A 12,216-nucleotide genomic window follows, 5' to 3' on the forward strand; every position below is an offset into this window, starting at 1 on the left:
AGGGGATAAACCTACATTTCTTTCTTGTGCAATGGATTTATAGGATTTTTTCCCTTCTAAGTACTCTAAAACTGCATGTGATTTTTCGTCTATCGTATATTTAGTCAAAAAAACTGCACCTCCAATTATTAGATGTTGTCTAACAATTGGGGTGCAGTTCATATTCAGGTTCCTTTTTAAAAGGCTGACATCATCATTTGGTCTGACTGAACATGCTTTGCATCATTTTATCCCTGACAATTGGCATATCCAAGGATTTGGTCACTAGAAACCTTCTTACTAAGCCGTTAGATAGGGCAACATTTATCAAGCGATACCGGTTTTGATAGCCTGCATAAACCACTAATCCAACCAAGAAAATCTGAACAATTAATCGAAGCATAACAATCCCTCCTACCGTTAGTGTGATACAGGATAGGATTTTTATGAGCTAAAAATGATAATTAATGAACTTCATCTTCTAATGGGCATATGTCCGTAAAACCTTTGTTGGGGTAATAAGTTTACCCACCGCGATATCATGCACCTCAATAGGCAGATCATCTATTATTTGAACTTCGTATGTAAGAGCTAATGTAGCTCCTCGGTAGTAAGAGAGAAAACGGTCATAATAGCCGCCCCCAAACCCCAGCCGATATCCTTCTTTTGTAAAAGCAAGGCCTGGTACAACTAATACATCTAATTCCTCAATAGTAGCTTTATTTGTTTCAGCTACAGGTTCAAGTAGTCCATAATAAACAGATTCCAGCTGATTAAAGGACATAATCTTTTTGAACTCCATCGTCTTCTTTTCAGGGTCACATTTTGGAACGGCTACTTCTTTTCCCTCACTCCATGCTTGCTCAATAATACGGACAGTTGGAACTTCCGGAGGAATTGAAATAGTAATCCCTATGGTTTTAGCTTTTTTCCATTCATCAAGGGAAAATAAGTTTTCAGCAATTTTATTCGATAATTCTTCGTGCTCCTCTTTAGTTAGCTCCATTAAACGAGATCTAACTTCCTGCCGGAGCTTTTTCTTATGTTCTCTCATCTTTTCCGACTCCTTTAGTCTACTTCTATTATTATCTCATAATATTTATTCATTTACTAAATACGAAGTAGAAAATTGTCGAATTATTCCGTGCATATTAGGAAAAGGTTCATTAAAATGAGCTCGATTCTTTCAAAAATCGAATATTAAAGCGGAGACAATCAAAAAAGCATAAAAAAAAACAACAGGAAAAATCCTGTTGCTTACTTTGTTTCACGGTGAGTGGTGCTGCGTTTTTCTCTTGAGCAGTATTTTTTAAGCTCAAGACGGTCTGGATTGTTACGTTTATTTTTTTTAGAAATATAGTTACGGTCTCCACATTCAGTGCAAGCTAACGTAATATTCACGCGCATGTGTATTTCCCTCCAAACATATTGACTTTTTCACATAGGACTTTTCTATAATAGCATTATTTGTTGTGAATTGCTAGTATGTTTTTCGGGAAATACAACATAAACTTTTTTTATAGTTTATTACCCATGTTTTGCATCGTCAGGAGAAGCTGATTATTTATGACTTTTGCTTCTTCTCTAGTTTCAGCATGAATGGCCCAAGCCACCGCTTCCACACATTCCTTCGGCAAGATCTCCGTCTCTAAGGTAAACATACTCGTGACCTCTCCCTTGGCAAGCGGTGAATAGGCAAGTAGTCCTTCTTTCAGTGATTTAAAACACCCCTCTTGATACAGGCTTCCTTTACCTTGAATGCAATATTGCGAGATACTTTTACCCTTTACCAATCCCCCTAATAAAGCAATCGATTGAGGGGCAACATGTAAAATTGCCCTTTCATTTGGACTGTAAAAAGCCACTGCCTGCCTTTCGAAAGCGTTTTCATAGTGGAAAAACACCTTCGGATGTTTAGGCTCAAATGAGGTATTCCTTATCGTAAACTTTGAAAAGGTTACCTGTCCCTGAGTATAAGTTTGTACAAGCGTCCGTAACTCCCCGTTAGGATGACTCATTATATCCTCTTCAGGATACCAATCAAAACTCTCGTCCATCCATAGCCCAGCCTTTAACCCCTTTCGATATAATTCCTGGTTATCCTGCGGCATATACGCGGATAGTGAACTCATACAATCATCCCTTTCTCTAATTAATTTATATATAACTTATCGTTAGGCGCTGACAGCGATACTATCCTTTTTAGATTCTGCACACCATATTCTTCTTTAGTTTTCACTTATAATTAACTATTCTAAATATTTCGTCTTTTCTTTTTATTCTATCTTCATGTTAGCATTGAATTGGCTTATGGACAATAAACACATTTTGTCGAATTTTATGTAAGTTGGCTAGCAAAGGGTTTTTCCCTGTTTTAAAATCAAAAATTTTCCATCTCAGTAAAAGGCATCATGCTTTTCGACAAAAGTTTGTTACAAATAAGACATAATTATGAAGCTAAGCAGTTTTTTAGATGGTATAAAAATATGAAAATCACCAATTTTTTTAAAATATGTGTAAAATATAAGTAAATGTCGAAAATTCTCTTCTGAGGTGAAAGCATGGAAGCCCTTATTATCCTATTATTCTCATTAGCCACCGTTATACTTATGTTTCAAACAAGATAAGATTGCCAAGTTAGAAGAAGATCTAGAACAGATGACCTTAACCTATATGCAGGATATCTACCAATTAAAGAAGAAAGTGAAGATTCTTGAGGAGGAATTTGTTATTCAGGATGAGCTGATTAATCCTGAATCCAAATTCCAACAAGCTGTTCCTTTCAATGAATTGGAGCCTATTCATAAAATTTTAAAAAGCCAGGTTCTTTCTTTATACAGCCAAGGCCTTTCTTTGAACCAAATCGCTGAGCAATCCTCTTTAACAAAGGAACAAACCATCTCTGTCATCGAACAACATAGATTGCGGGTAAACGAAGATGAATAAAGCAACAATGCAGGGTCTTTCCGCCGGTATCATTTTTTCCACTGCAATATTTGCTGGCTTTTATTATGGCACAGGTGCGAATGCAGGCCACGCTCCGACTACGGAGGAAGCTAAGGAATTGCTCGTAAAAAAAGGATTTGTCGTGTCATCTCCGACGGATGATGGCGAAATAGCAAGCAAGCCCTCGAAGAATGCGGACAAAGAAAAACAGAATAAACAAGATGTAAATCCGATTCAGGAAACGAAAGAGAAAGAGGTTTCCAAAAAGGAAGACACTATCGTCTCCTATACTTTAAAAGTGAAATCGAATATGACCACTACAGAAATTACCCAGATTCTAGCTAAAGAGCAAATCATCGATGATGCTGCTGGCTTTGAAGCTTATATGAATGAACATGATTTCTCTAAAAATGTTCAAATCGGCGTCTTTGTCGTTACAAATAATATGACATACAGACAGTTGGCCCATACTTTAACTCATTAAAAAAAGAGAGACTTTTTAATTGGACTTTGTCCGAAAAAAAAGTCTCTCTTTTTCCATTTAGGAATGTATTCATTCATTCCTGCCAATATATCTCCCTCTTACCAGAAAGTAGATATTTTCAGCGATATTCGTTGTATGGTCAGCCGTTCTTTCTAAATAACGGGCAATTAAAGAAAGCTGTGTGATCTGCTGAAGGTTTTTTTCATCTGAAAGTCGAAGGAGACTTCGAATCATCTCTCCATAAAAGCGATCGACCTCATCATCCATTTCAATGATTTCTCTTGAAAGAACAACATCTTCCTTCTCAAATGCATCTATCGAAAGTTCAATCATTTTTAATGTAATATCATGCATCTGCTTTAATGGTGTTAAAGGCAGAATAAATGGCTGGTCACCGATTCGAATGGCTGATTTAGCGATATTAACGCCAAAGTCCGCCATCCTTTCAATATCTGAAGCTATTTTTATAGCAGCAATTATTCTCCGCAAATCAATCGCAACCGGCTGTTGCTTAGCAATCAGTAAAATCGCAAAGTCATTAATTTCCTCTTCTAGTAAATCAGCTATTGTATCATTATCAATAACTTCAAGAGCCTCTTCAAGATTCTTGTTTTCCAAAGCAGTGAATGATTTTGATATCGCACCTGAAGCTAAATTAGCCAACCTCACAATTTTCTCTTGCAATTCTTTTAATTGAAGCTCAAAATTTTCACGAACAACCATTGTCGCATCTCCCTTTCATTTAGCCAAAACGTCCGGTAATATAATCTTCTGTTCTCTTATCATTCGGGTTCGAAAAGATGGTGTTAGTGTCTGAATACTCGATGACTTCCCCATTTAAGAAGAAGGCCGTTTTATCAGAGATACGAGCTGCCTGCTGCATATTATGAGTAACGATGATGATACTGAAATCTTTTTTTAGCTCTTGGACTAATTCTTCTATTTTCAAAGTGGAAATAGGATCAAGAGCAGAAGTCGGTTCATCCATTAAAATGACATCAGGTTCAATCGCCAGACAACGAGCGATACAAAGGCGCTGTTGCTGTCCACCAGAAAGTCCATACGCATTTTCATGCAGACGGTCTTTCACTTCATCCCAAATGGCTGCTCCTTTTAAACTCTTTTCCACGATTTGATCAAGAATCTTTTTATTTTTGATACCGTGGATTTTTGGTCCGTATATAACATTTTCATAAATTGATTTAGGGAAGGGATTAGGTTTTTGGAAAACCATACCAACCTGTGTCCTTAAATCTTCTACCTTGTAAGACTGATCTAGAATATTGCGGTTCCTATATTTAATCTGCCCAGTCGTTTTAACATCTGGAACAAGTTCAATCATCCGATTTAACGTTTTGATGTAGGTAGATTTTCCACATCCTGAAGGCCCGATAATGGCGGTCACTTCATTTTGATACATATCTAGGTTAATATTTTTTAAAGCATGGTTTTCACCGTACCATAAATTGAGATCTGACGTTTCATACACCGTTTCCTTTAAGAAAACAGAATCTGCATTTTCATTTTCTATTCCAACTGTTGGAGCCTTTTTGGGTCCCGTTAATGTCATATTCATTCTTTCCTTCCTCCAATCAGTATCTTTTCTGGAACTTGTTACGGATTATGACAGCTATCGAATTCATTAAAATTAACAGGGCAAGTAAAACGATGATACCTGCAGCCGCAACCTGCTGAAATTCTTCCTGTGGTCGGGATGTCCAGTTATAGATTTGCATCGGTAGCACCGTAAAAGTATCCATGACCGATTGCGGTAAAAAGGCGATGAACAACGGGATACCAACCACCACTAATGGAGCCGTTTCCCCAATCGCCCGGGATAAAGCTAGTATTCCACCTGTCAAAATACCAGGTATCGCAGCTGGAAGAACCACTTTTAAAATTGTCTGCCACTTTGTTGCACCCATTCCATAAGAAGCTTCCCTTAAGTCACGCGGTACAGAACGTATGGCTTCCTGAGCTGCAACAATGATGACTGGCAAGACGAGTAGGCTCATCGTCAAACCTGCTGCCAACACGGAGCGATCCAAGGCTAGAGCCCTAACGAAAACCGTCAAACCGAGCAATCCAAATACAATTGACGGAACACCTGCCAGGTTGGATATATTCAACTTTATAAAAGATGTGATCCAATTCTTTCGTGCATATTCCTCTAAATAAATCGCCGTTCCCACACCGAGAAGAAGGGAAACTGGGGTAACGACAGCCATTAACCATATCGAACCGATAAGAGCTGCCTTTACACCAGCCTCTTCCGGTCTCCTTGAAGCGAAATTCTGGAAGAAATCAAAATTTAAATGACCAATTCCTTGAGTGAATATCCGATAAAATAAGATGGCCAATACCAGAAGGCCAAATAAGGTTGCTAAGAAGAATAAGCCTTTACATATCGAGTTAACCGCCAGCCGAGTGGGCATTTTTTTTACAACATGATTTTTGTTTATCAGTTTCATGTTTTAATATTCCTCCCTGAACTTGCGGGAGATGAACTGCGCCAATAAATTCATAATAAGCGTAAAGACGAACAGTGTCATTCCAACCGCATATATGCTGTAGTAAATCGTTGTCCCGTACCCAGCGTCTCCAGTACTCACCTGTACGATATAGGCAGTCATCGTTTGAATAGAATTTGTGACGTCCATACTCATACTTGGAGTCGATCCACCTGCGACACTTACGATCATGGTCTCTCCAATTGCTCTGGATAAAGCCAGGACAATTGAAGCAACGATACCGGACATGGCCGCTGGCAATACCACTTTAATCGTCGTTTCCAGCTTTGTAGCACCTAGAGCATACGCACCTTCACGAATCGATTTCGGTACTGAGACAAGCGCATCTTCCGATAAAGAGGCAATCATCGGCATGATCATGATTCCTACCACAATCCCAGGACTTATAGCATTGAACATGTCAAGGGAAGGGAATATATCCCTCAATACTGGCGTTACAAAGGTTAAGGCAAAGAAGCCGTAAACGATAGTAGGGATTCCAGCTAAAACTTCTAAAATCGGCTTAATGATTCTCCGTGTTTTCTCTGATGCATATTCACTCAAGAAAATGGCGGTTGCAAGACCTATCGGAACTGCAACTATCGCCGCTATTACCGTTACCTTTAATGTTCCAACAACAAGTGGCATAACCCCAAATGAAGGCGTGGATGCAAAGGGTAACCATTTATGTCCTGTTAAAAACTCCACGATGGACACTTTCTCAAAAAATATAAAAGTTTCAAAAATCAACGTAAGGACTATCCCAATGGTAATTAATACAGAAATTACCGCTGTAAGGAACAACAGTTTAGGAATGAGTTTCTCTATATTCCATCTTTTTTTGCTTTTCTTTTCTAGAATTAATTGCTGTACAGAATAGGTATCTGTTTGTTTCGGTTCCAACATGTATCCTCCATTTCAGACACGCAATATTAAGGGGCTACCCAATCCCTCTATTTATACTAAGAGATTAGGCAGCCTGTTAAACTGATTATTTTTTTAGTTCGTTCAATTTTTCAAGATCCTTCTTGTACTCTTCTTCCGGTAAGCTGACGTAGCCTACTTCTTCAGAAAGCTCTCCAGCATTTTCAATGACGAATTGAGTATAATCAGCCACTTGTTCTTTTTCAGCTACACTTTTATTGGATACATATGTGTACAAAGGACGAGACAGTGGTGCATACTCTCCGCTTTTAATCGTTTCATGTGTAGGCTCAACAGCACCCTTACCATTATCGATGGATACAACTTTTAATTTATCCTTATTTTCTGCATAGTAAGCAAATCCGAAGAAACCAATCGCATTTTTGTCACCTTCTACGCCTTGTACAAGAACGTTATCATCTTCAGAAAGAGTCGCATTTTCGACCATTGGTTTTTCCTCTAAAATAACTTCGTTGAAATAATCATATGTGCCAGAATCAGTTCCCGGAGAGTAAAATTTAATTTCTTCCTTCGGCCATTCCGGACGTATATCAGACCATTTCTTCACTGATCCATTGTCAACCCAAAGCTTTCTTAGTTCGTCAACTGTCATTTTATCGATGAACTCATTATCTTTATTGACAACGATAGAAATACCATCAAACGCAAGCTTCATTTCTGTATACTTAACTCCCTTTTCATCAAGTAACGCACTTTCTTCGTCTTTGACTGGTCGGGACGCATTAGTTAGATCCGTTTCTCCAGCGATGAATTTTTTAAATCCTCCACCTGTTCCCGATGATCCTACAGATACTTTAACATCAGGTTGTGCCGCCATATATTCTTCAGCAACTGCTTCCATGATTGGAAATACAGTCGATGAACCATCCATAATCACTTCGCCCTTGAGTTTATCTGAAGCCGTTTCATTTCCTTTACCGCTGTTTGAAGTATCATTTGATCCACATCCAGCTGCCACTGCTATTACTCCACCCATTACTGCAGTCATTGCCATAAATTTGAAACGTCTCATTTGTAAATCCCCCTAAGAATTTTATATGAATATTTTGTCCTACAAACACATCATACGTTTTGACTGTAAATTCCGTTTAAAGCAATTGTAAACATTAAGTAAATAATTGTTTATATATTGTAAAGGTAGTCAGAAAGTAATATGGTACTAATTAACAACAGTATCTTTTCCATTAATCACTCTCTTATTTTGTGCCCAGTGCCTGTTTACATGAGAGGGAAATTACTCCAACTCCAACTGAAGTGATTATAGGTCTTTTTCATAAGGGGAAAGTGCAAAGGTCGAGGCATACTGATAGCATGACACTACGGAGCAATTTTACTTTATGACAAAAAAACACGCTTTCGGTTTTACCCAAAAACGTGTTTTATGACTTTTTATTCATTTTCCTGACTATTTCTTATTTCAGCCTGCTCTTTTTGAACCTCTTTACCATTCTCTACCTTCAACTCAGTCGTTTCTTCAGTCTTCCCTTTCTTAGCACGCTCTTTTTTCAGTTTGAAATACGTATCCATAATCTCTTCGCCAATTACTTTACTCATATCATGACCCGAATGGCCCTGGTACGCCCACGGGACAACAACAGCAAAAGCAACTTCAGGGTTTTCAGCAGGTGCATAGCCGACCAACGTGATATTCATCGTATCTTGAGGTTCGCTATAATCCGCTCGGTTCGGACCATCATAGAACGCTTGCGCCGTCCCAGTTTTAGCCGCTACCGTATATGGTTTCTTACCAAAATACTTATATGCCGTTCCGCCTTGTTCCATCGCAACTTTCTCGAAACCGCTCTGCACACGTTCTATCCATTCTTCCTTCATCTCAAGACGATTAAGGACAGTTGGTGAAACGTCTTCCGCAACAGGACCTAATTCCTCATTATTATCAACAGGATCACGGATTTCCTTAACCATATGCGGCTTCATACGATTTCCACCATTCGCAATGGCTGAAACATACTGTACAAGCTGCATCGGTGTGTACGTATCGTACTGTCCGATTGCGAGGTCAAGAAGCTTACCTGGTGACGTTTCCGAACCTTTGAATCCACTCATTTCATTCGGGAGATCGATCCCCGTACGGACACCCAAGCCAAACTGGGCAAATGAATTACGCATAGTTGAAAAGGCGCTTGAACTTATATTTAATGGTTCGTTCGGAACATAATTTGCACCTGCAATATTAATCGCTGTCCTAAACATATAAACGTTCGAGGATACTTTTAAGGCGGTTAAATCATTAATATTCCCGAAGTTACTATAAGAACCTTTAGCGGGGGTACCTTTGATTTTCAACTTCGTATCATAAAAGTATGTACCCGGTTGGATAGCTCCTTGCTGATAACCGGTCAAAACAGTTGCACCTTTTACGGAAGAACCCATCGTATAGGAAGTCGTAATATTCCCTAATGCAAAGTCCTCTATGGCAGATTTCCCTGTTTTTGAATCCTTCTCATATTTCTTACCAGCCATCGTTAATATTTCCCCTGTATTAGGATCCATCATAACGACAAAAGCTCTATCCAAGAACTTAGTGTTGCCCATTCTTTTCTTGGCAATCAATTGCTTTTCAATGATTTCCTCTGTTGCAAGTTGTAAATCCATATCAACTGTCAATATAAGATCTTTTCCTCGCGAACCTTCTGTAATCACTTCGGAATCCACAATGTTCCCTGATTTATCGGTCACATTCCTTACCTTAGCTTTCTGTCCTTGTAGAATATCCTCATATTGCGCCTCAATATAACTCTTACCTACTCGGTCATTCCGGCTATAATCGCGTGCTAGATAATAGTCCAGGCTTTCACTAGGTAATCCTTCTTCAGAAGAAGAAACTTTCCCTAACACAGATTTGAGCGTTTTATTATACGTATAGAAACGATCCCAATCCGTTGATACATCAACCCCAGGAAGCGAATCAAGGTTTTCACTCACCTTTGCAAATTCTTCCTTCGTTACTTTCTTGTTTTTCACAATTTGCGGAGTCAGAGCATATCCACTTGCGAATTCTCTATAGATGGCAAGGACTTCCATTTCTTCTTCAGGAATCTCCATTTCTTTCTCAGTAATTCGATCAAGCTGAAGCTTATACAAATCACCTTCTTCAAGCTCGCCCTCTTCTACTTGTTTTCTCTCTTTATCCGTAATCTTTTTCTCGGCAAGCTCTGGATTATTTAAAATCCAATAATCCTTTTTATCACGATCCGTCACTTTATCCGTATCTTTATCAATCAACTTCGCAAGTTTCTCAGCCGTTTCGACCATTTCTTTTTGTTTCGTACCTTGCTTTCTTGTATATGTAATTGCATCCAGTGGTTGGTTGTCGACCATCAATTTTAAATTACGGTCATACATTTTCCCACGGGGCACCGAATTATTCACGGTCACTTCCTCTGTTCTTTCAATTTCGCGCCGGTAATCATCACCATACACAATCTGTACAACACCCAAACGCAAAATTAAAGCAGAAAACAAAACAAATACTAAAAAGAAAAGAATATTCAATCTGAAAGGTACATGCGTCTTTTTCTTTTTCTTTTTATTCACACTAAGCCACACATCCTTTTTACATAGTCATAATAGTCCTATACCATTCTATAGAACATTTATATTTTTTTCTACCTTAGTGTTCTAGAAATATTAAACATATAACGAACTTTACATAAAAAGTGACTTACGGCTCATAATTTCAAAAATCGTAAGTCTTAGATATTGAAAAGAGGCCTCAAAGGCCTCTTTTCAATTCTGGTCATTGATGTCGATTTTCCGCACAAACCAATAAATCATAGTATGCCCCGCCCCGACGATTAACAGATATATTGGCAGGATCTGTTTTAAATCGAAAAACATGACTGACAGAATAAATCCTAATATAGAAACGATTCTTCCAAAATGAACGAACAGCTCACGAACTACGATATATTCAATTCTCATTTCTGCGGCATTCCAAGCACGGCCTATAATATCATAAGTCAATGATATATACGGTACGAGTAGAATTGGGTAGGCGATTGCAACGATTGCACCATAAATGAGAAGCCTTCCAAATGTGATATCAAAAGCAATTAGCAAGATCCCTGCATACAACAGGATTCCCCCAACAAGAATTGCTTTTTTTCGCATCGGCTGTTTTATATACCGAGAAGCAACAAAATAAGCAATAAAAGATATAGCTGAATTTAAGAGCCCATAACTGCCCAAAGCAAGTTCACTATCCGTCTGAATAAAAACAATAATCGAAATGATAAACATGAATGTTCCTTCTCGTATGCCTTGAAAAAAGTGAGCACGAGTTATTAAAAGCCAATTTCGATTATTTTTTCGTTCCTTCATTATCCGTATGAAAAAGTATTTCCCATGAGCCGGACGCCTTTTTAATGAAAAGCTGAGAAACACTGCTATAGAAAACAAAAGTAACGATAATCCGAAAACAATAGAATAACCTGTGAATTTCTCGAGCCTCGAAATGATAAATCCTGAAAGAATGGGACCAATCATCCCTCCAAATGAAGATAAAATCCCTAAAAATCCATTGAAGAAGTCTCTTGTTTCTGGTTCCGTAATCTCAAAAGTCAACACATTATAAGCAAGCCAATAGAACCCATACCCAATCCCTAACAGTGCACCAAGTAGCCAAATGAAATCCGTGGCCCGTGTGCCGACCAAAAGAACTGATAAATAAAATAGGGCCAAAAAGATAACACCCAAACGCAGGACAATGATCCGGTCTACTTTTTTCGCTAATCTGCCAGCGAATACAAAGGTTATCGGTTGAAAAAGCACCACGGTTAGATTATATACGGCAATATCAACAATTTGACCGGATTGTTTCCACAGATACACATTAACGAATGTATTGGATAAAGCGATACTGAGGCTGTACAGGCCGCCAATCAGCAAGAGGAGGTGCAAATCCTTCTTCGCTCCCGCTTCACCCATCCATCTCTCTAAAATACCCATTGTTTTAACTCTCCTTTAAATTCCACTCTAGTGTTTGAAAAAACAAGGGTATTTATGTGAAAAAAAGTAAAGAAAACTCATCGATTGGCTAGCCTGTAAGGCGTAGACAGAGATGTAGTTGAACTTACACTTGGTACCTTAACCCGTTACTACCTCGAATTTTCTTCCCCTCAACGGGTTATAAGAAGTGTAAAGAAAACTCTTCGATTGGCTAGCCTGTAAGGCGTAGACAGATATGTAGTTGCCCTTACACTTGTTACCTTAACCCGATACTACCTCGAATTTTCTCTTCCGTAACGGGTTACGAGTAGTGTAAAGAAAACTCATCGATTGGCTAGCCTGTAAGGCGTAGACAGAGATGTAGTTGAACTTACACTTGTT

Annotated in this window: 13 protein-coding genes; 2 read left to right on the forward strand and 11 right to left on the reverse strand. The window is 38.6% G+C overall.

The window, feature by feature from the left end; translation table 11 throughout:
• Positions 1 to 193: 193 nt before the first annotated feature.
• The 4 genes from AKG34_RS15810 to AKG34_RS15825 form a co-directional block, all read right to left on the reverse strand.
• Positions 194 to 382: a protein YqgO gene (locus AKG34_RS15810; RefSeq protein WP_053346959.1), complete on the reverse strand. Its 189-nt coding sequence runs from the start codon at positions 380 to 382 to the stop codon at positions 194 to 196.
• A gap of 78 nt (positions 383 to 460) precedes the next feature.
• Complete coding sequence (locus AKG34_RS15815) at positions 461 to 1,033, reverse strand: 5-formyltetrahydrofolate cyclo-ligase (RefSeq protein ID WP_053346960.1); 573 nt, start codon at positions 1,031 to 1,033, stop codon at positions 461 to 463.
• A 203-nt stretch (positions 1,034 to 1,236) separates the two neighbouring features.
• Positions 1,237 to 1,386 (reverse strand): 50S ribosomal protein L33, encoded by a 150-nt coding sequence (rpmG, locus tag AKG34_RS15820; RefSeq protein ID WP_028391797.1) that lies wholly within the window; start codon positions 1,384 to 1,386, stop codon positions 1,237 to 1,239.
• A 110-nt stretch (positions 1,387 to 1,496) separates the two neighbouring features.
• Complete coding sequence (locus AKG34_RS15825) at positions 1,497 to 2,111, reverse strand: hypothetical protein (RefSeq protein ID WP_053346961.1); 615 nt, start codon at positions 2,109 to 2,111, stop codon at positions 1,497 to 1,499.
• Between the two features lie 526 nt (positions 2,112 to 2,637).
• Here AKG34_RS15825 and AKG34_RS15830 point away from each other — a divergent pair.
• Both AKG34_RS15830 and AKG34_RS15835 read left to right on the forward strand, forming a co-directional pair.
• Positions 2,638 to 2,925, forward strand: coding sequence for a hypothetical protein (locus AKG34_RS15830; protein ID WP_053346962.1), 288 nt, complete (start codon positions 2,638 to 2,640; stop codon positions 2,923 to 2,925).
• On the forward strand, positions 2,918 to 3,409 hold the full coding sequence (locus tag AKG34_RS15835; protein ID WP_053346963.1) for a hypothetical protein: 492 nt from the start codon (positions 2,918 to 2,920) through the stop codon (positions 3,407 to 3,409). Before AKG34_RS15830 ends, AKG34_RS15835 begins: the two co-directional genes overlap by 8 nt.
• A 69-nt stretch (positions 3,410 to 3,478) precedes the next feature.
• Here the strand turns inward: AKG34_RS15835 and phoU are convergent, their stop codons facing one another.
• The 7 genes from phoU to AKG34_RS15870 form a co-directional block, all read right to left on the reverse strand.
• Positions 3,479 to 4,132, reverse strand: coding sequence for a phosphate signaling complex protein PhoU (phoU, locus tag AKG34_RS15840; protein ID WP_053346964.1), 654 nt, complete (start codon positions 4,130 to 4,132; stop codon positions 3,479 to 3,481).
• A gap of 19 nt (positions 4,133 to 4,151) precedes the next feature.
• Positions 4,152 to 4,985: a phosphate ABC transporter ATP-binding protein PstB gene (pstB, locus tag AKG34_RS15845; RefSeq protein ID WP_053346965.1), complete on the reverse strand. Its 834-nt coding sequence runs from the start codon at positions 4,983 to 4,985 to the stop codon at positions 4,152 to 4,154.
• Between the two features lie 16 nt (positions 4,986 to 5,001).
• Positions 5,002 to 5,880: a phosphate ABC transporter permease PstA gene (gene pstA / locus AKG34_RS15850; RefSeq protein ID WP_053346966.1), complete on the reverse strand. Its 879-nt coding sequence runs from the start codon at positions 5,878 to 5,880 to the stop codon at positions 5,002 to 5,004.
• Between the two features lie 3 nt (positions 5,881 to 5,883).
• The gene (gene pstC, locus AKG34_RS15855) at positions 5,884 to 6,822 is read right to left on the reverse strand and encodes a phosphate ABC transporter permease subunit PstC (RefSeq protein WP_376181771.1); all 939 of its coding nucleotides are present in this window, start codon (positions 6,820 to 6,822) and stop codon (positions 5,884 to 5,886) included.
• 88 nt (positions 6,823 to 6,910) lie between these two features.
• Positions 6,911 to 7,876, reverse strand: a complete 966-nt coding sequence (locus tag AKG34_RS15860) for a PstS family phosphate ABC transporter substrate-binding protein (RefSeq protein ID WP_053346968.1) — start codon at positions 7,874 to 7,876, stop codon at positions 6,911 to 6,913.
• Between the two features lie 377 nt (positions 7,877 to 8,253).
• Positions 8,254 to 10,422, reverse strand: a complete 2,169-nt coding sequence (locus tag AKG34_RS15865) for a peptidoglycan D,D-transpeptidase FtsI family protein (RefSeq protein WP_053346969.1) — start codon at positions 10,420 to 10,422, stop codon at positions 8,254 to 8,256.
• A 192-nt stretch (positions 10,423 to 10,614) separates the two neighbouring features.
• On the reverse strand, positions 10,615 to 11,835 hold the full coding sequence (locus tag AKG34_RS15870) for an MFS transporter (protein WP_053346970.1): 1,221 nt from the start codon (positions 11,833 to 11,835) through the stop codon (positions 10,615 to 10,617).
• Positions 11,836 to 12,216: the final 381 nt, after the last annotated feature.

Source organism: Peribacillus butanolivorans (assembly GCF_001273755.1).
GTDB lineage: Bacteria > Bacillota > Bacilli > Bacillales > DSM-1321 > Peribacillus > Peribacillus butanolivorans.

Coding starts and splice junctions, on each gene's coding strand:
- AKG34_RS15810 (WP_053346959.1), bottom strand. CDS start 382: ATGCTTCGATTAATTGTTCAGATTTTCTTGGTTGGATTAGTGGTTTAT.
- AKG34_RS15815 (WP_053346960.1), bottom strand. CDS start 1,033: ATGAGAGAACATAAGAAAAAGCTCCGGCAGGAAGTTAGATCTCGTTTA.
- rpmG (WP_028391797.1), bottom strand. CDS start 1,386: ATGCGCGTGAATATTACGTTAGCTTGCACTGAATGTGGAGACCGTAAC.
- AKG34_RS15825 (WP_053346961.1), bottom strand. CDS start 2,111: ATGAGTTCACTATCCGCGTATATGCCGCAGGATAACCAGGAATTATAT.
- AKG34_RS15830 (WP_053346962.1), top strand. CDS start 2,638: ATGACCTTAACCTATATGCAGGATATCTACCAATTAAAGAAGAAAGTG.
- AKG34_RS15835 (WP_053346963.1), top strand. CDS start 2,918: ATGAATAAAGCAACAATGCAGGGTCTTTCCGCCGGTATCATTTTTTCC.
- phoU (WP_053346964.1), bottom strand. CDS start 4,132: ATGGTTGTTCGTGAAAATTTTGAGCTTCAATTAAAAGAATTGCAAGAG.
- pstB (WP_053346965.1), bottom strand. CDS start 4,985: ATGAATATGACATTAACGGGACCCAAAAAGGCTCCAACAGTTGGAATA.
- pstA (WP_053346966.1), bottom strand. CDS start 5,880: ATGAAACTGATAAACAAAAATCATGTTGTAAAAAAAATGCCCACTCGG.
- AKG34_RS15860 (WP_053346968.1), bottom strand. CDS start 7,876: ATGAGACGTTTCAAATTTATGGCAATGACTGCAGTAATGGGTGGAGTA.
- AKG34_RS15870 (WP_053346970.1), bottom strand. CDS start 11,835: ATGGGTATTTTAGAGAGATGGATGGGTGAAGCGGGAGCGAAGAAGGAT.